General features: G+C 36.9%; 16 protein-coding genes. 4 read left to right on the top strand and 12 right to left on the bottom strand.

The features are described 5' to 3' along the window. Positions 1 to 5 precede the first annotated feature (5 nt). From msbA to kdsB, 4 genes are read left to right on the top strand one after another with little or no spacing between them, the layout of a single operon-like run. A complete protein-coding gene (gene msbA / locus HWV03_RS12695; RefSeq protein WP_211676235.1) occupies positions 6 to 1,781 on the top strand; it encodes a lipid A export permease/ATP-binding protein MsbA in 1,776 nt (591 codons plus the stop codon). Positions 1,782 to 1,793: 12 nt separating this feature from the next. Next, complete coding sequence (gene lpxK / locus HWV03_RS12690; RefSeq protein ID WP_211676234.1) at positions 1,794 to 2,786, top strand: tetraacyldisaccharide 4'-kinase; 993 nt, start codon at positions 1,794 to 1,796, stop codon at positions 2,784 to 2,786. Beyond that, positions 2,770 to 2,958, top strand: coding sequence for a Trm112 family protein (locus HWV03_RS12685; protein WP_083543910.1), 189 nt, complete (start codon positions 2,770 to 2,772; stop codon positions 2,956 to 2,958). Before lpxK ends, HWV03_RS12685 begins: the two co-directional genes overlap by 17 nt. Then, positions 2,955 to 3,710, top strand: a complete 756-nt coding sequence (kdsB, locus tag HWV03_RS12680; RefSeq protein WP_211676233.1) for a 3-deoxy-manno-octulosonate cytidylyltransferase — start codon at positions 2,955 to 2,957, stop codon at positions 3,708 to 3,710. The genes HWV03_RS12685 and kdsB overlap by 4 nt, the downstream gene beginning before the upstream one ends. Before the next feature lie 167 nt (positions 3,711 to 3,877). On the opposite strand, the gene HWV03_RS12675 is transcribed toward kdsB, so the two are convergent. The 12 genes from HWV03_RS12675 to HWV03_RS12620 all read right to left on the bottom strand — a co-directional run bounded on the left by HWV03_RS12675 (position 3,878) and on the right by HWV03_RS12620 (position 19,894). Further along, a complete protein-coding gene (locus tag HWV03_RS12675; protein ID WP_211676232.1) occupies positions 3,878 to 4,927 on the bottom strand; it encodes a hypothetical protein in 1,050 nt (349 codons plus the stop codon). A gap of 69 nt (positions 4,928 to 4,996) precedes the next feature. Then, on the bottom strand, positions 4,997 to 5,566 hold the full coding sequence (locus HWV03_RS12670; RefSeq protein ID WP_211676231.1) for a hypothetical protein: 570 nt from the start codon (positions 5,564 to 5,566) through the stop codon (positions 4,997 to 4,999). Positions 5,567 to 5,696: 130 nt separating this feature from the next. Continuing rightward, positions 5,697 to 8,339 (bottom strand): tetratricopeptide repeat protein, encoded by a 2,643-nt coding sequence (locus HWV03_RS12665; RefSeq protein WP_211676230.1) that lies wholly within the window; start codon positions 8,337 to 8,339, stop codon positions 5,697 to 5,699. 60 nt (positions 8,340 to 8,399) lie between these two features. Next, positions 8,400 to 9,770 carry a PEP-CTERM-box response regulator transcription factor gene (prsR, locus tag HWV03_RS12660; RefSeq protein ID WP_211671879.1) on the bottom strand — a complete coding sequence of 457 codons (1,371 nt, stop codon included), beginning with the start codon at positions 9,768 to 9,770 and terminating at the stop codon, positions 8,400 to 8,402. A 26-nt stretch (positions 9,771 to 9,796) separates the two neighbouring features. Then, on the bottom strand, positions 9,797 to 11,083 hold the full coding sequence (locus HWV03_RS12655) for a TonB-dependent receptor (RefSeq protein WP_211676229.1): 1,287 nt from the start codon (positions 11,081 to 11,083) through the stop codon (positions 9,797 to 9,799). Positions 11,084 to 11,090: 7 nt separating this feature from the next. Then, positions 11,091 to 11,852: an AAA family ATPase gene (locus HWV03_RS12650; RefSeq protein ID WP_211676228.1), complete on the bottom strand. Its 762-nt coding sequence runs from the start codon at positions 11,850 to 11,852 to the stop codon at positions 11,091 to 11,093. Further along, on the bottom strand, positions 11,849 to 13,414 hold the full coding sequence (locus HWV03_RS12645; protein WP_211676227.1) for an XrtA system polysaccharide chain length determinant: 1,566 nt from the start codon (positions 13,412 to 13,414) through the stop codon (positions 11,849 to 11,851). Before HWV03_RS12645 ends, HWV03_RS12650 begins: the two co-directional genes overlap by 4 nt. 26 nt (positions 13,415 to 13,440) lie before the next feature. Next, positions 13,441 to 14,049: an XrtA/PEP-CTERM system exopolysaccharide export protein gene (locus HWV03_RS12640; RefSeq protein ID WP_211676226.1), complete on the bottom strand. Its 609-nt coding sequence runs from the start codon at positions 14,047 to 14,049 to the stop codon at positions 13,441 to 13,443. A gap of 66 nt (positions 14,050 to 14,115) precedes the next feature. Then, the gene (gene prsK, locus HWV03_RS12635) at positions 14,116 to 16,176 is read right to left on the bottom strand and encodes an XrtA/PEP-CTERM system histidine kinase PrsK (RefSeq protein ID WP_211676225.1); all 2,061 of its coding nucleotides are present in this window, start codon (positions 16,174 to 16,176) and stop codon (positions 14,116 to 14,118) included. A 62-nt stretch (positions 16,177 to 16,238) separates the two neighbouring features. Beyond that, the gene (gene wecC / locus HWV03_RS12630) at positions 16,239 to 17,489 is read right to left on the bottom strand and encodes a UDP-N-acetyl-D-mannosamine dehydrogenase (RefSeq protein ID WP_211676224.1); all 1,251 of its coding nucleotides are present in this window, start codon (positions 17,487 to 17,489) and stop codon (positions 16,239 to 16,241) included. A gap of 104 nt (positions 17,490 to 17,593) precedes the next feature. Then, positions 17,594 to 18,730 (bottom strand): non-hydrolyzing UDP-N-acetylglucosamine 2-epimerase, encoded by a 1,137-nt coding sequence (gene wecB, locus HWV03_RS12625; RefSeq protein ID WP_211676223.1) that lies wholly within the window; start codon positions 18,728 to 18,730, stop codon positions 17,594 to 17,596. Between the two features lie 513 nt (positions 18,731 to 19,243). Beyond that, entirely contained in the window at positions 19,244 to 19,894 is a 651-nt protein-coding gene (locus tag HWV03_RS12620; RefSeq protein WP_211676222.1) for a fibronectin type III domain-containing protein, read from the bottom strand. Between the last annotated feature and the right edge of the window lie 121 nt (positions 19,895 to 20,015).

Raw genomic sequence — 20,015 nt, 5'->3', positions numbered from 1 at the left:
TTAAAATGATTGTCTATCTCAATAACAAGACAGTTTTCATGGATCAACAGCGTACAGCTTGGCAAACCGTCAAGCGATTTTCTATATATGTTCTCGACTTAAAAACCACCTTAGGTTTTGGTATCCTCGCTATGCTTGGTTACGGCATTGTCGATGCAACGTTACTTAATATTCTACAGCCGCTTGTCGATGATGGCTTTAACGCTGAAACGTCAGCATTCTTAAAGTGGATGCCACTCTTTGTTGTCGGTATGGTTTGTTTACGTGGCTTAGCTTCATTTGGTTCAAGTTATTGCATGGCGAAAGCGGGTAATACCGTAGTAATGCGTTTACAACGTCAGTTATTTGATCATTTAATGCATTTACCAGTGAGCTTCTTTGATAAAACCCCATCCGGTGAATTAGTATCAAAAATTATCTATGATTCCAGCCAAGTTTCAGGTGCAGCATCTAAAACAATCGTAAACGTGTTCCGTAGTGGTGCGTTTATTCTTGGTTTGCTTATTTGGATGTTCTACCAAAGCTGGCAGTTATCCCTCGTTTTATTATTTATTGCTCCACTGGTTGGTATCATTATTGGTACTGTGAGCCGTCGCTTTCGTGTGATCAGTCTACGTCTACAGCAAGCTATGGGTAATGTGTCATCAACAGCGCAGCAAATGTTACATGGTCATAAAGACGTATTAATGTCAGCTGGGCATGACACAGAACGTGAACGTTTTGGTATTGTGAGTAACCATATTCGCCAGCAACAAATGAAAATGGCGATAACCGGTGCAGCAAGTAATGCGCTAGTACAGATCGTGGCTTCATTTGCACTTGGTGTTGTTTTATACCTTGCGTCTTTTGAATCCATTCGTGCGGAACTTACGCCAGGTAAATTCGTGGCCATTGTCGGCTCTATGATGGCGTTATTACGTCCATTACGTGATATTACCAACGTCAACTCTGAAATCCAAAGAGCAATTTCGGCATGTAACAGCTTATTTGATATTCTTGATCTCGAAGCAGAGAAAAATACAGGTACCTATGTAGCGGAACGTGTTACAGGTAAAATTACCTTCTCAAATGTTGATTTTACTTATCCAACCGCGAGTTCGCGCTTGATTGAGAATATGAACTTTACCGCACAACCCGGTGAGATGATCGCTCTTGTTGGTCGCTCGGGTAGTGGTAAATCAACATTGGCCAGTTTGATTACGCGTTTTTATGAAATAGAAAAAGGTCAGATTAGTATTGATGATATGCCTCTTCATGACTATGAATTGAAATCTTTACGTAACCAGATTGCCTTAGTATCGCAAAATGTACATTTATTTAATGATTCGATCGCAGCTAATATTGCTTATGGCCGTATTAACGAAGTGACACGTGCAGAGATTATTGAAGCGGCGACTAAAGCCAACGCATTAGAATTTATTGAAGGTTTTGACAATGGCTTTGATACTATAGTTGGTGAAAACGGTGCAATGCTATCAGGTGGTCAACGCCAACGTCTGGCCATTGCACGAGCATTGTTACAAGATGCTCCCATCTTAATTCTCGATGAAGCAACGTCTGCATTGGACGCTGAATCAGAACGTAAAGTACAGCAAGCCCTTGAAGTATTACAAAAAGATAGAACGTCATTAGTGATTGCTCACCGTTTATCAACGATTGAAGCGGCAGACCGAATCTTAGTTATTGAATCCGGCTCTATTATTGAAACTGGGTCACATAGCGAGTTACTTGCTAAAGGTGAACATTATGCACAATTACACCGTTTACAACTTGGTGGCTAAACAGGACTCCGCGTGAAAATAGAAGAGGATATTTGGTACGGTAACCATTGGGCTAAATGGCTGCTTGCGCCGTTAAGTGTTACTTTTGCGGCAATTACATGCTGTCGTCGCGCGCTATTTAAATCCGGCATTAAGACCAGTATAAAGCCAAGTGTACCGACAATTGTGGTTGGTAATATCACGGTTGGTGGTACTGGTAAGACGCCGCTCGTTGTTTATTTGTGTGAGCAACTGACTAGCGCTGGATATAAGCCTGGTATTATTAGCCGAGGTTATGGTTCTAAAGCGCCGCAATATCCATATATTGTTAATTCGGACTCACCTGTTGAACAAAGTGGTGATGAACCATTCATGTTGCAACAACGTACTCGATGTCCATTGGTGATTAGTCCTGTTCGTTCCGATGCTGCTGCATATTTGTTAGCACATTTTGATGTAGACATTATTATCACTGATGACGGTTTACAACATTATGCTATGCAACGAGACATCGAATTAATTGTCATCGATGGAAAACGCCGTTTAGGTAATGGTCATTTGTTACCCATGGGGCCGTTACGCGAAGGTCCGTGGCGTCTAGATACGGCTGATTTTGTAATCTGTAATGGTGGTAATGGCTTCGCTGGGGAAGTAAACATGAACCTTGTCGCAACGCCATTACGTAGAGTAACAAATAATGAATTAGTGACATTGGATAAATCTAAATCTATGGTTGCAATTGCTGGTATTGGAAATCCTCAGCGTTTTTATACTACATTAGATAAACACGATTATGTGATTGAAGAATATCTTTCATTTCCTGACCATCACGCTTTTACAGCCGTTGAAATTGAACAATTTGCAGCAGGCAGAACCGTTATTATGACTGAGAAAGATGCTGTAAAGTGTCAATCTTTTGCTCAAGATAATTGGTATTATTTACCGGTAAACGCAAGTTTAGATAGCGATTTTTTACCGCAGTTATTATTAAAATTAAAGGAATTAACCCATGACTCTGGATCATAACTTACTTGAAATTATTGCTTGCCCTGTTTGTAAGGGAAAACTGCACTATGATAAAAGCAACAATGAACTTATTTGTAATGTAGATCGTCTTGCTTATCCAATTACGGAAGGTATTCCAGTACTACTTGAGGTTAAAGCACGTCAGTTAAGCAGTGAAGAGTTAGCTAAATGAGTTTTATTGTCATTATCCCATCACGCTATCAATCTAGCCGCTTGCCCGGTAAGCCGCTCGTTGATATTTGTGGTAAAACAATGATCCAACGTGTTGCCGAACAAGCTATGCAAAGTGGTGCTTCACGTGTCGTTGTTGCTACAGATGATATGCGTATTGAAAAGGCGGTTGCTGCTTTAGGTTACGAAGTTTGTATGACGTCACCTACGCATAACTCAGGTACAGAGCGTTTAGCTGAAGTATGTAGTAAATTAGGTTTTAATGATGATGACATTATTGTTAATGTTCAAGGTGACGAACCATTAATTCCACCGCGTATTATTGAGCAAGTCGCGACTAATCTTGGCAAACAAAACGAAGCGCGTATGGCGACGTTATCTGTTGCTATCACCGATGTGGAAGAAGTCTTTAACCCCAATGCGGTTAAAGTTGTCACGGACAAGCAAGGTTATGCTTTGTATTTTAGTCGTGCACCTATTCCGTATCATCGTGATAACTTTATGCATACGCCAGTGACAGACATTAAGCCTGTGTACCAACGCCATATAGGTATTTACGCATACCGTGCTGGTTTTATTCGTGATTACGTTCAGTGGGCGGAAACAGAATTAGAGCAGATTGAATCGTTAGAGCAATTACGTGTACTTTGGCATGGTGAAAAAATTCATGTTGAAGAAGCGCTTGAAGCACCCGCTGCAGGCGTTGATACACCAGAAGATCTAGTTATTGTACGTAACATTGTAAACGGCTGATGGTTTACGGATAATACAAACTTGTTTTAATTAGATTAAGTCATGTAAAACTTCTCTTTCAATAAGTATTTGTCAGTATATAAAGCACTAGCGTGGAAACGTTCGGTGCTTTTTTAGGACGTAAAATGATAACTTATACGTAAACATTAGGTATTTAAGCTGAGCCTTCATGAACACCTTTTATTGAGATCTGGTATAAATGTATTTTTAAGATGTTTAAGATCTTGATAGGTAATGGAATCTAGTTCGTGGTGTAGCTGTAAAAATTGCTCTAATTTTATTAAAGAGTAGGGGGATAAACTTTTTGGGTGCCCCATTATATTAAAAATACTATCTTGATTTGCTTGTTCTAGATGTTCTTGAAATGCCTTCTCTAGTTGTCCTGCTTTAGATCCATCAATCATGACTGGCCCGTAAGTTGTTTTCGTTAATCGCTCAATATAATAACTGCGACTTGCGATCATTGCTCGCCCATCGCCGAAGGAACTAAATAAATGGCTGGAGAATTTTTTACGAAGCGCGAGCTTCCAAAAAAATAGAGGTGATGTTTTAGTCGCACTGATGGGAAGTTCGGTAAAGTAACCGTCTTGTTGTTGTTTTAAAGGATCATTATCAAAATACCAATATGCTTGCTTAGGTGTGGTATTAAAATCAAACCTGCGAGTTGGATCATCTGAATGTCCTTGAGAAAACACGGTACTGTCTAACCAAATGCCACTCGCTTTTAACGCTAACTTGATTTGCTCAAAGGGTTGTAAACACCAACCGCCAGCTCGAAAAGCGAATACAGCTTGTTCACTGCATGCTTCAAGTTCTTGTTTATAGCTTTGTACTATGTCATAGATCTCTTCTGGGTTAAAATCATGCAAGCGATAGCGCTCAGTATTAATTACCCAAGTATTACCATTATAATAGCTATCCTGCCAATGAGGGTGAATATGGAGTTGTATATCATGACCTTGTGATGACAGTGATTTTAATTGTGTTTTAATCGTTTGATATTGTTTTTCTAAAACTGGAAAGTCAAAAGATTGCGCTTTTAGTTTAACTAGAAACCCTGCATCAACAAATAAGCTGACTTTACAATTATACTTATTCAATAATTGGAGTAACTGTTGTGTCGGATTAATCATACAGTTTTCAATACTGCCAGTACTATCACCAAAAAAAAGCTCATAATCTAAACTGAGTATTAATTTGACTTGATATTTTTCCATTAACTCATTCCCATTAAAACAAGTGACTTATTACCTATCAACGCTATACGGGCATAAATTGGTATAGGGTTAGTTGTGTTGCACCTGATTATTACGACGAGTGAATCCAAAGCCTAAAATAGCTAAACCTAAAAGCGCTGCACCAGCAGGCGCAGGAACCACTGTCGGTGGGAATGAACTCCTAGTTCGGATAATACTAGGGGGGGCAGGAGATACTGTTGCAGAGAAGGAGTTATTACCTCGTCTGCTACTGTAAGCCCAATTATAGGGCGTTGTTTCATAGCCAGCCTTTGAAAGAAAACCAGCCCCTTCAACGATAGCTACACTACCCACAATCGTATTTATAGTAATAGCAGCAAGGTCAAATTCAAATCCTCCTATATGCCATAAATCATTTGTTGGAACTATGGTGGCTAAATCCGAAAATATGACTGTATCACCTGGCGTCACAGCTGGAATAAAATCACCTGTTACCGCATCGATTTCAAACGTAGAGAACATTAATGACGTTACTGCTGAACCATTGTCGGTAGTCGTTGATAGACCAGTGAAGTCTATTTTACCTTCAAGTAACACTGCAGATGTTGTCGTGCTTACGAATAAAAATAACGCTGTTAGTAGAGATATAATCGTTCTCATGGTTATTTCCTTAAAAATATACCTATGCAATATTAAGCATTTTTCACACCAATTTTAATATTATTTAATTTTCAATGTGCTACATATTGACAGTTTGATTACTTGAAATTTGTGTAAATTATTTCGACAGTTACCCCTTACTTACCTCGTCTAAATGTTGTTGAATGTTTTTATCATTAGGCAATAGTTTACTGGCTTGTTGGATTAAAGCTTTTCCTCGGTTTTTATCGCCATGATGAAATAATATCCAACCATAAGTATCTAAAATGGCAGCATTATTGGGCTTTAATTTATAGGCTCGCTCAGCAAAAGAAAGAGCCTGTGGAATACCAGCTTCAAAAGAAAGCCAAGCGGTATTGTTTAAACTGATTATCTCATTTGGTGCTTTTTGTAATATGGCATTATAGATGGCAATCGCTTGCTTATTTTCACCTTGTTCCTGTAAGTAAATAGCCTTATAACGAGTCGGTATCAGGCTATCAGGAAACTCATTTTGCCATTCATCAAGAAACGTGAACGCTTTTTCTGAGTTATTAGTTTTTAATTGTAAATATAATTGCTCAGCGACGCTTCTATCTTTTACTTTATTCCAGTATGAATGTAATAGCTTAATTGCTTTATTTTTTTCTCCTTTGGCATTCAATATTTGTGAATTGAGTAGTGTCGCTAATGAATTATTGGGTAGTAATTGGTTTATTTGTTCAGCTAGGCTTTGGGCTTCGTTATATTGACCTGAAGCGATCTCTATGTGAGTTAATAAACTGAGGAGGCGGACATTATTTACATAATGTTTAGTTGTTGAGGTGACTATTTCTCTCGCTTTTAGGTAATCTTTTTCTATGAAAGCAGTACGTCCTTTCAATAGAGCAATTTGTACCGTTAATTCATCAAGGTTTACTTGGTATTTTTTAGGCAACTCATTGTTTGCTTCTTTTGCATAATTATCAGCTAAATCAAGCCTATTTTGTTGTAGGCTTAAATGGGCTAAGGTTAGTGCTAATACACTAGCGTTATAATTTTCGGGAAGGAAGTCAGCTGTCTTTAAGGGATCTTTTTTTAACTTCATTAAGCTCAGTATCGCTCCTTTATAGGCTGTGATTTCAGTAGGGTAAAACTTAATAATGTCGTTATAGTTATTTAAAGATAGCTGCCAGTTTTTATTTATATTATTGATTTTAGCCAAGGTATAAAGTGCTTGGATATTATCTTTCTCTGATACCAAAATATTTTCTATTATTGGTATTGCTTTATGTAATCGCTGTTGATACATGTAGTAACTCGCGATAATTAATTGTGTATTCGTATTTTTACTATATGTTTCCTCTAAACTTGTAACATAGTTATCTACTTCCGTTGTTTTATTAAGTGTAAGTAGTTGTCGAATGTACAATGTTTGTAATTTGGGGCTTTCTGGATTAAAAGTTAAACTTGAAGATAGGGTTTGTAATGCCATCTTTGGCTGTGGTTCTGGTAAGTTGCTGTAATAAAGGAATGCAAGTAATGCAACACGCTCAGACTTAGGGTTTAATGACATTGCTTTATCAAGACCTTCTTTGGCTTTGCTAAACTCTTTTTGCTGGATTGCAGCACTTATATAAAGAATCCATGTGTCAGTATCTCTACTTGTTTCGGGTATATATTTAAGTAGATCTAATACATTGTCATATTTATTTTGTTGTAATAGGGTTTTAACATAAAGTTCTGTGAGTTTTGTTGGAGACACTTCTGGATCAACAACATCTATGAGATACTTTTCGGCGTTTTCTGGATTACCTTCATTGTAAAGTATTAATCCCAATAAGGCGGCTGATTTTTTATGCCCTGGAGAACCATCTAAAATCTCCAATAATATTTCTTTAGCTGCTGAAAACTCTTCATTTTGAAATAAGTTAAGTGCCTGAGTATATTGTAGTGACAGTGACTCTGACATTGGGAATTCATCAGATAAAATACGCGTATATATTTTTGCTTCAGATAGTCGCCCTTGTTGTGTTAATACATGCGCTAAGCTCTGAAATATTTTAATTCGTTGTACCGTAAATATATCAGCATTTGGAAGGCTAGCCAGTGTTTGTGATAGTGCTTCTTCAGCATTAGTAAGCTCATCCATATTGATATAAATTAGACTTTTTAAAAAGAGAGCGTCTGTGTTTTTAGGGTCGATGTCGATGATACTATCAATTATATTGATTGCATTAATTTCGTTGTCTGAGACTACTTCAATTTTTGCTAAGCCAAGCATACCCTCAATTTTGTAATCCGGATCTTCTAATAATTGGCTAAACGTTGTTTTGGCTTGTTCTAACTCATCGGTATGCAGTAGTTGTTGTGCAACGGATAGCTGTAAACGCTGTGCTTGTGTTGATAGTAATTGTTGTTGTTGCTCAATAAGTTGTTGTGCTGAAATCAATTTGTTTGACATTTGGTAGGCATCCAGTAGTGCAAAATAGTACTCGGCATTTTTACTACCAGTAAAAGCTTCAAGCACTTTAATACTATCTTTGGGATGCCCTGATTGTAGGTGTATTGACGCTAAAATAAGATAACTATCAAGTCGTTTAGGATCGGCATTGATCCCTTCAGTTGCGGCATTAAAAGCGGATTTAAATTGATGCCCATCGAGGAATGCTTTACTCTGTTGAATGTATATATTTGGATCAGTGCTGCTCTGTAAATCAGCTGATTCATTGCAGCCTGCGACTAGAATTACACCTGATAGTAATATTGCTGTGAAGAGGTTTTTTATTTGAATATTAAGTTCAATTAATTTCATATGTGTCTTCCTAGTCTAACTTTTTAAGGTTTATGTGTTTGACTGATTTTTAGTTTGTGATTAAATTAAGTTTGTTTTTAAGCTTGCATCTAAATTATGTTTTTTCATTAAATCGTATAATGTAGGTCTAGTGACACCAAGCAGTTTTGCAGCTGCAGAGATATTATTCCCCGTTGCACTTAGTGTTGTTTTAAGCGCATCTTTTTCCGCACTTTCCCTAATAACTTTTAGATTTAGATGGATGTTTTCAGCTGACTTTAAACCAAGATCTTCAGCGCTAATGTATTTATCTTCACACATGATTGCGGCTCGAGTGACTTTATTGCTAAGCTCTCGAATATTGCCTGGCCATGAATATTCCTCGATAGCATTGATGGCGTCTTCACTAAGACCTACTATGTTTAAATGTTCTTTTTGAGCATATTTTTTTAACAAATAACGAGCGAGTAAGGTTTTGTCTGAGCTTCTATCTCTTAATGGCGGAATTTCTATCTGTATTTCTGCAATTCGATAATAGAGGTCTTCCCGGAATGCGGCGTTAGCCATCATATCTTCTAGATTTCTATTGGTTGCACAGACAATTCTGGTATCTAGGTGAATTAACTTCCGTCCTCCAATTCGTTCTATTACTTTCTCTTGCAGAAAGCGTAGTAGTTTAGCTTGTAATTGCAGGGGCATTTCCCCAATTTCATCAAGAAATACTGTTCCACCATTCGCAAGCTCAAACTTTCCGGGGGTACTTTTTACAGCGCCGGTAAACGCACCTTTCTCATAGCCGAATAATTCACTCTCAAACAAATTCTCGGGTAGGGCTGCACAATTTATTGCCACAAAAGGATACTCATTACGAGTGCTGAGAGTATGTAATGCTTTAGCTAATACTTCTTTACCTGTTCCACTTTCACCAAGGAGTAAGCAAGCCGCATTGGTCGGCGCTACTTTTTCGATTAATTTACAAAGTTTAAGCATTTTGTCATCGGTCGTGATTAATCCTTCCAGGTTGCTACTTTTAGATAAGTTAAAGGCTCTATTTTTACTTTCAAGTTGATGCATATGAAAGGCACGTTGCACGATAAGTTCCAGTGTTTCAGGGTTGGCTGGCTTACTATAGAAGTCATAAGCACCTAGGCTGACCGCTTTTAGCGCATGCTCATTACAATCATTACCTGTCATCACTATTAATTTCATGTGGGGATGTATACGCAGGGATTGTTGTAGTAATTCGAAACCCTGTATTACACCATCTGGTTCGGGTGGCAAGCCAAGGTCTTGCACCATAACTTGTGGCTCATGTAAACGTATAGCTGTAATAGCATCATTGACATTCGCAGCTACCACTACATTATAATTAGAAAAATGCCATTTAAGTTGAGTTTGAAGCCCGATGTCATCTTCAACAATGAGTAATGTTTGAGTGATGTTTTTTTGCAAAATATACTCCCTAATAATAAGAATATTTAGTATCTGAAAGCTATTCTCGTTGCATAGTTTTTTTCTTCATAACCCGCAGAGTTCTGCATGCTATGTTGTTTTTCAAAAGAAACTGTAAATTGGATATATAGTGAGGAATTTAAACTATAACGACTGCCAATTTTTGCTTCTGCGAATTTTTTTGTATCGCGAGTTGAAAGCTCTGCGCTATAATAGTTGAGGGATAAGTTAGCGCTTAATTTATTCGTAAATGACCACGTTAGCTCTCCGTAAGCGCCATATCTATCTTGATCTCTGATATCAGAGCCGTTCATGGATGCGATTGCATCATCATTATCATAATATAAGCGGATTGTGCTGAGTAACCGCTCATCTAAGGACGTGTACTGTTGTTGCAATGCAACATTAGTTCTATAAAATAATTGATTGTTTGAAAAGTCTAACTCATCATCTGTCCCAACTTGAGCTGAAGTATTGGTTAATACTTGAGATGCGTTAAAGACAAATAAATACCGGTGAAATTTTGCATCAATAGTGAACCCATAATGGTATCCATCATATTTTTCGCTTGAAGCATTAACCCAGTTTCCTCCTGCGTTAAAGGCGTAATTTCCCAGTAAGTATTGACGTGTAAAGCGAACATCTAAGCTGTGCTCATCGTAGGTGTAGTCAAAATCATCAAACTTATTTTGGCTACGAACATAACTGAGTCGAATTTGTGATATGTTATCGAATGCATATTGCAAACTGACTTGGCCTTCGTTCGTACTGTTATTATTGATCTTCTCTTCTTTAAACCAAGTTTGTGTATGCGTAGCGCCTAATATAAAGATGACTCGGGGTGAATAAGGAATTCGCCATTGTAAGCCCGCTGTCAGAAGGTCTCTTTCATCCTGATTGCTATCAAGTGCTGTTTTAGTTTGATCTATAAGGTAACGCTGTCGTGTATGCTCAAGATTAAACAGCAGATTTTTGCTGAAAACGTCTTGTGAAATTGCAGAGTGACCGACCCAATAACTATTACTTTGTAAGTCAGCTTCACTTGTCTCTGAGTGTTCAGCATAGTAGTTAAGACTAATACGGTTGTTGGCTTTATTTTGCTCATAGCCGAGTTCTATTCCAGCAGTCGTCGTTGTCCCATCCTTCTTACGATTAGGTGCTTTATAGATGTTGTCACTGTATTCATACTCGGCGCCGACCTCTATAAATCTGTTTCGGGCGTAGGCTTCAGATGCAAGAGCGCTACCCTCGTATAAGATGCTAAACGAGGATAGAGTTATATATATTCGAATAGTATTGTTACTCATATTCATAGATATATTACTCATTGTTAAGAATAACACCCGCTAATTTATCACTGTTAATCAGATCAATTCCGGTCTGCACTTCTGATGCTGTAGTATGACCGTAGCGAATGACTAAAATAGCTATATCGCAAATTGACGCTAAAATTTGGCTTTCTACATAAAGGCTAATAGGTGGAGTGTCTAATATAATAAAACGATCTGGATAACGTTTTTTTACTGTATCGATAAACGATTTCATTTTTTCAGATGAAAAATTTTCAGCTGCATATTCAGTTCGAATACCGCTAGGTATAATCCTGACTCGACGAATACCTGAAGGGTAGATAATATCTTCGATTTCTTGGGTGTTTTGCTCAAGGTAGTTAGATAATCCGAGTGGATCTTCATCCTTCAAATAGTTATGTAAATGAGGGTTGTAACTATTACAGTCTATTATCAGCGCTGTTTTACTGTGGTCCAGTGCAATACTTGCAGCCAAGTTAACTGCAACATGACTCGTTCCAGCCCCCTCTGCGACGCTAGAAACCATACAAACAAAATTTTTGTTATTGGCTGCTTTTAATAGTTTAGTGCGTAATTCGCGATAATAATTAAGAGATTTATCATTTTTACAGCCGGGATAAATTATTTTTAGCTCATCTAGTTCTTCTGCAGTGAATAGGCTAGCATCATTCATATTTTTAATTTTTTTACAGTTATCGCTATCCATACTATTAGCATTCAATTGGCCACTACTAATATTTTGTGCTTTTAAATTTAAAGGGTTCTGTGTCATTTTATTAATTCCATTAATTGAAAATACAATGGTGTAATTAATGTTGGTATAGATACGTCATATTTTTGCGTAAGTGCAGTTGCTATATAGATCGTTAATGCGCATAAGAAGTAAAACGTGCACAAAATATTGTTTATTTTTTGTTTTTTTCTTTCAGAGCGACTAAAAGTGTGATCAATACTGATTAGAAGTTGTGTATTAGTGAGTGATGACAGTTGAGATGCAAAGCGAATCTTATTATCGAGTACGACTTTTACTGCAAATAGACAGATGACCGATAATAATCCAAGGATGGGGCCTGCAATAACGAAGTGTATAAAGCGAAGTCCAGATGGGATCATGGGGTAAGTTGCTGGCTCTTGTATTTTGTAGTTAACCCCTTGTCCTTCAATATCTAGCACCATGGAAATGCGCGCTTTTTCTTTATTTGCAAGCATGTCTTCATACAGAATCCGAACTACATTGTAATCCCGAGTCAATTCAGACAACTCTGCTTGGTTATTGGCAATTCGCTTACGTCGTTCATAGGCATCTTCAATTAACTTATGAAAGGCTTTAAGTCTGTTTTCTATTGTGCTGTTTAAAATAGTGGCTTCTGCCAAACTTATTTTTAGTTCTTGATATAATGGGTTGAGAGTAGTTGATATATCACTTTTCTCTTTTTTTCCAGAGTTCAAATCTTGAATAACTTTATTTAGATTACTAATTTGGTATCTAACGTCAGATACTTCAGGGTAGTCGTCTTTATACTCGAGTAGTAGGTTTTCAAGGCGCAGTTGTAATGCCCTGAGTTGATTGTGGTAAAGGGATGCTTCATAATCATTCGATGAGAATTTTTTTTGTGAACTTAATTGTTTTTTAAGTAAATAAATACGATTTAAGTTTTCCAACTTTTCTATTTTCATATCTTCAATATCACTACGTAACACTGAAATTCTAGATTCGACGCCTGTTTCTGTGCCATCTAAATGTGATGATTTAAATGTCTTTAATTTATTCTCAGCTAACACTAATTGATTCTTATAACTCGCCACTTGTTGTTTGATAAAGTTATATGCGCTTCGACTTTCATCTCTTTTAGTATTCGCGCTATCTTCAATGAAGAGTCTAACTATTTCATTAAGTAATCTATAGGTTTTATCAGGGCTATCATCTTGATACACTATTTTAATGTAATTACCTGATAATCCTTTGACCTCTAGTTTTTCTCGTATACTGGCCAGTTCTTGCTCACGGTCTGCCGCTGTTGTGAAAGTATCTTTGCCATAAATATTATTAATAACTTTATTTAACTGTCTAGGGGAGTACATAACATCTCGAATTTGTGCTGTTCTACTTTGTTTTACATTTGTTACTGAAGTTTGCTTTCCTAGTAAGGGTTTGATGATATTTTGAGTATCAGCAAAAATAGTTACTTCACTATTAAATACAGAAGGTTTATAGATCCCTATACTTAAAATGGCAAAGCTGATTAACGTTATAAGCAGTATCGATTTTAATCTTTCTAAACAGATTCTCTGCCATATAATGGGTATATATTTTAATATTTCATTTTGTTCCATGTTTAAAATACCTCATTAAATTCACGTTAAAATAAACTTTCAGGGACAATCAGAATATCTGATGGACGTAATTCATAATTCGTAGATATATCCCCTTGCTTAATAATGTGATCAAGTTCTACAGAGTAACGTTTAACACCATCGTCTGTTTTTCGGTATAAAATAGCACCGTCACCGTCGGCAAAAGGGGTTAGACTTCCTGCTTGTAATAGTAAATCGAGTACGGTCATCCCTTGTCTGTGAGGCGTCGATTGAGGGGCGTTAACTGCGCCAGTGATACGAACTCGAGTTAAAAACTCGGCACTGACCGGCGATGTAACTATTACAGTCACCTCTGGGTCTCGAATAAACTTCTTTAAGCGTTCGTTGAGTTGCGCAGCTAATGTCTCTGCGGGAAGACCTACGGCGCTAATATCACCAACAAGTGGGACAGATATTTTGCCATCAGGACGAACGAGCATATTTAGAGATAAGTCCTGATTTTTCCAAACGTTAATATATAATTGATCCCCAGCACCTATTTTGTATTCAGGAATACTGACATTCTGTTCAGGTTCGCTCGTTTCGAGTGAACCTGATGTAGAGCAACTTGTTAATATAAAAATCATTAATATAATGGATAAAATGTTTGGCATATAGTCCTCTTTTAGTTGAGCTAAAGCGTGCCAGTTTTAATGTTATGATCATGAATGTTCACTATTTTATTTATTTCTATTGTTGTTCAAAGGTAAATAAATTAAGAATGTAGTGCCTTTTCCTATGATGCTATCAACAAAAATTTCTCCTTGTAACGAATGTATCAGCTCCCTTATTTGGTATGCACCAATACCCATTCCTTTATCTTGTTTCGTACTTGAAAAAGGTTTAAATAATTTTTCCTTAATAAATACTTTGTCCATACCACATCCGCTATCTTTTATTTCGAACCAAAGCTCTTCATTTTTCGTCGCTAGTTTTATTGCTATGGTTCCACTGTCTTTGGTTGCATCCTGCGCATTTCTAATTAAATGATAGAGCACCATTTGTAATTTATCTTTATCTGCCATTACAAATGCATCTTTACCTTGTATGGATACTGTTGGAGTCGGAAAGTTAGATATATTCATTTCTATCGCATTTTTAAGAAGTTTATTTATATTGACGGGCTTAATATCACCGTGTGGATTACCTTTTAGTTTGACTAATAATTGATCCATTTTCTCTACTGAGTTAGTAATCGTTAATATGACATCATGAATGAAATCAGGGTGGTGCATAAATTTCTCTGCGTTATTAACGATCAAACTTTGTTGTGAAATAAGATTTTTTATATCGTGAATAGCAAAGGCTGTTATTTTATTAAATAGATCAAACTGCTTATTTTGAATTAGCTTTTCAGAGGTTTGATGGCTAATAATATAACTGCCGATCTGGCGTCCCGTTAGTTTTAATATATCTAAATCTTCCCAAGTTAATGGTGCATTAATCGTGTTCTCACACAGTACGGTAAAGCCAATTAATTCTTGATTTGCATTTAATGGAACTATAACCCATGGGCCTTTAGCGTTGAGATACCACTGAGGTAAAAGTTTATTTTTTTCTTTATCATAAATATTGGTATTTCTATGCGCTTTAAATACCCACTCATTTTCATCCATTAATTGTATAAAGTGGCTGTTGTTTGCTTCAATTGCACCAGAGGAAGGTAATTCGAAATTTTTTAAGGCTACGGGTGAGTAAAATTGCTGGCCTTTTAACCAAATCCCTCCGCTGTTACATTTAAATAAAGTTGTCATGGCTGAAAGTGCTATTTCGTAACCGTTGTTATCTTCTCGTTTTTTTGACAGCAACGAATCTAACTCAATCCATTGTTTTTGATAGTCATATTTATTAACAAAGAAATGCTTACTAATCCACACAGTAATAAGTAGACGAAATTTTTCGACACACGATAAGGCAGCTATGGCAAATATTGACATTACATACAAAAGGATTTTAGAGACTTCAGCCCATTCAGCATTAAATATATTAACCACAAGCCCCAATGTCGCCATGCATATAAGGAATATTCCTCCCAATATGAAACTGGCATTAAACATGATGATCGAACGAGATAATTTAAATTTACTATCTTGTAACTGCTGAAATGGGTATATGATAATTGACAGTGCGAATATTAGAGATGTTGTTGTGCTAATCATGCCTCTTGTATACCAAAGGCTATAATTCTTGCTGGTAAATAATAACAAGTTAGAAAAAACGAGTATGTCATAAGAAAGTAGAGTAATCGCAACAAGTGCCACTAATTTACTCACTCTATTTGAATTCGTATGTCTGAGGATTTGTTCTGCGGTAACGACTGCCATCAAACACAATATTATTTTTATATATAGCCATGATTTTGGATGAAAAAATGGATTCAACGGTTTGTTTAAACCAAATAGATAAATGGCACTCGTGATAATAATGATGAGGTACATAAAGGTTGAGTAATGTGCTGGAAGCCGTGTCTTTTGTGAATACATTAATAGGTAAATAAGCACCAAGAATAAACCAATGTAACGCATTATTTCTAGCAGTTGAAATTGGTAACTAGAGGCTAGATTAGTGAATGGGGTTTGACTTAAAGTGATATGCCAAATAGCTGAAAAAAAAGAGAAAATACAAAAGCTAAGCTTTATTTTTACGTTTTTTATTTTAATCAGCGCAGTTAAAGCAAGTGCGAACTCAACGCAAGCTACTAGAAAATCAAATGTAGTTAATTGGGATAAATAACCCATCATGGATCTTTCGCAACCTTTTATCTGCTGTAATGCCTGAATATCGAAGTTGGATGGAGCTTAACTCATAGGATCCCACGAGTATCAATAACAATTTTTTTTGAAAACTGGGCTTTATCTGCCGCTTTAAATTCTTGATGGTCTACAAGTATAACGACTACATTAGCAACCGCTAAGGCGGTCTCTAAGCTTGTTAGCTCAATGTCTGAATTTGATAAATGAGGGGGTAATGACCTTATGTTTGGCTCGACAGTAAGTAATAAACCTACTCTTTTATTGGCAAGGAATTCGACTATCTGCAAGGCTGGACTACCTCGAAGATCATCAATGTCAGCTTTAAATGCAAGTCCTAAACAGGCAATTATAGGACGTTTAAATTCATCGGCAGCACGTATTATTTGATCAACCACATAATGGGGTTTGTGATCGTTGATCAAGCGTGCTTGTTTGATTAATTGTGCTTCTTTGGGGCAACTGTCGATAATAAACCAAGGGTCGACGGCAATGCAGTGTCCACCAACGCCAGGGCCTGGATTTAATATATTAACACGAGGGTGGCGGTTGGATAGTTTGATTAGCTCCCAGACATTTATTTTTAATTTGTCACAAATAATAGAGAGCTCATTAGCAAATGCAATATTCATATCACGAAATGAGTTTTCAGTTAACTTCGCCATCTCAGCTGTTCTAGAGTTTGTCACTATGCATTCACCGCGAACGAAAGTGCGGTAAAGTTCAACGGCTTTAGCGCTACAAACGTTGCTCATACCACCTATTACACGATCGTTGGAGATCAGTTCTTGCAAAACATGTCCTGGTAATACTCGTTCTGGGCAATATGCGATATTGATGTCTGCTGCATTACCTTTATCTTGAGGAAAAGAAAGATCGGGACGAGCTCTCGCTAACCAAGCCGCTAACTTTTCAATCGTTCCCACGGGAGATGTTGACTCTAGGATGACCAAGTTACCTTTTTCAAGAACGGGCGCGATTGTTTTAGTTGTTGATTCAATATAACTAATATCAGGTTGATGGCTATCATCATCACTATGGATAAAAGGAGTTGGTACGGCAACTATAAATACGTCTGCGGGTTCAGCTTTTGTCACTGCGCGTAAATTACCACTAGAAACTACACTGCGAACGAGAATGTCTAGGTTAGGTTCGACGATATGTATTTTTCCTGCGTTAATGGTTTCAACAGTATCTTGGTCAATTTCGACCCCAATCACAGTCAAACCACGAGAAGCTATAATTGCTGCAGTAGGAAGCCCTATGTAACCTAACCCAATTACTGATACTTTATCGAGCTCCATAATTTATTGCCTTTAAACTGTTATTGCAGATTATTAATGCATTGAGGTCGTTATAGTTATTCACCATTATTTCTTATACCTAAACAGAGCGAATAATGCGTGTATTAGGGGGTTTCGAAATAGTGTTTTATTTTAGCTATTATTTTCTGACACGCTTGCCCATCTCCATAGGGGTTATGTGAACGACTCATTTGGTTATAGTGACCCTCATCTTGTAGTAAGCGCTCTATTGCATTAACAATTTTGTTTTTATCAGTACCAACAAGTAAAACGGTTCCTTCACTGACTGCTTCAGGGCGTTCCGTCACATCACGCATGACCAAAACTGGTTTACCTAAGCTTGGGCCTTCTTCTTGGATACCGCCAGAATCAGTTAAAATTAAATATGCTTTATTCATTAAATATATGAAAGGAAGATAGTCTTGTGGCTCGATTAAAAAGATATTGTCGAGGCCTGATAATATTCGATTTACGGGTTCTAGGACGTTTGGATTTAGATGCACAGGATAAACGATTTGAATATCAGGGTGTTTACTTGCAATTTCAGATAACGCTTCGCAAATTCGTTCAAATCCACTGCCAAAGCTTTCTCTGCGATGCCCTGTCACTAAAATAAGTTTTTTATCGTTATTTAATTGTGAGAATCTGTCTGCTAGCGTGGTGGATAATTGATAGTCATTCTTGAGTTTATTCGTTATTTCTATCAATGCATCGATTACTGTGTTGCCGGTTACTTCAATGTCATTAGGATGTACACCCTCATTAAGTAAATTAATTTTTGAGCTTACAGTCGGTGGAAAATGAAGCTTTGTAATTGCGCCTGTTAGCTTTCTATTTCCTTCCTCTGGCCAAGGGGAACTTAGGTTTCGAGTACGTAAACCTGCTTCAACATGTCCAATTGGAATCTGTTGATAAAAGGCTGCTAAGCTTGCAGATACAGTGGTGGATGTATCCCCGTGAACTAAAACTAATTGGGGTTGAAACTCTTTAAGAATGGGCTCTAAACCTAATAGTATATTCGTCGTAACTTCGGACAATACTTGCCCTGGTTTCATTATATTTAGATCGTAGTCAGGTATAATAGAAAATAAATCAAGAACTTGATCTAGCATTTCTCTGTGTTGTGCTGTGACGCAGACTTTAGCATCAATATCTTGTTGATCATTCAGCGCATTAACAAGAGGGGCCATTTTAATTGCTTCTGGCCGAGTACCAAAGATGGTTAATATTTTTATAGGCATGATAATTTCAACATTCTGTATGAATTGTAATACCTAATACTAAAAGTATCAGGTCTGTTATCTTGTAGTACGTATATAAATTAACCTTACAAAGAATGAGTTTCATAAAATCGTTCAGCTACTTTCAAAACTCTTCACGTAAATGAGGCTGAGAGTTTGAGCTGTCCGATTGATAATTGCCGTTGGAAGTATTTGGTGCATATTGTCAGTGAGTATTTTCAATGAAGTATAGACAACGATTATCAGTTGTTTACAGAAAATGTGATTTTTTAAATTCGAAATAATTATTCTAGTTATATAATCAAAATTTTGAGCATTTATAGGAAATTATGCATATAGACTTATTTGAAGCGGAGTGAGAGGTATGAGCGCTTAATATCATGAAATAATAGAGACAAAAACCGTAAATAGTAAGCCTGAGCCTAGTCAGTAAACTAATGTTAGATAATCACTATTACATTAGTTTTACTGAGTTTGCATGAGGAATTACTAATATGAATATATTGATAACTTCTACAAAATATCCACAGTGTCGCTGCATTTACTTTCAGAACCCGCGGCACTATAAGCTGATATACAAAAAAAGTAACTGTTGTTTGAGTCTAGATTTTTGATGTCGTATGAGGTTTCTGAGGGGTTGTTGACTATTATCGATACGTCGAGGTTAGTTATAGATTGACCATAATATATTTTATACCCAGCCAAGTTCGTCAGTGCTGAGCCATTTTCGTTTTCAGTCGGAGCTGTCCAGTTGAGTTGGGCTGTATATTTCCCATTTTCTGGTAATACTGTTACAGACACTGCATCTTTATATTCCTGATCTTGATTGTCTGCGACTGTTACCTCGAATTCTAAAAAGTCATTTACAAGTGGCGTAAATGCGATATATGAACTTTTATTGTCTGGTAACGATATTGGATTTCCGGATGTTTGTATCCATAGGTAAGAGATCGTATTCGTGTCTAAATTTTTGATTGTAGGGCTGAGGTGAACGGATTCACCGATATCGACAGTTAAGTCAGGGCCTAAATCAATACTTGGACTCGCGTCATTGTTTGATGCTGAATCTTGATTACAAGCTGTTAAAAATGATAAACATAAGCAATAAAAGACGAGTAGACGAGGGTGTTTAATGGAAACTCTCCATTGTTTTGAATCATTCATTTCCAACTCCATATTTATTCGTAATTTTATATTAGGGTGTGCAGTTTAGTTCATAATCCCCAGAAGTCAAACGTGATAAACAAGGCGAATGATTTATTGTCCTCTTGTTTGTTTGGTTATG

The organism is Moritella sp. 36, assembly GCF_018219415.1.
GTDB lineage: Bacteria > Pseudomonadota > Gammaproteobacteria > Enterobacterales > Moritellaceae > Moritella.
The sequence above is the reverse complement of the archived record's forward strand: the minus strand, read 5'-3'. Positions and strand labels throughout refer to the sequence as shown.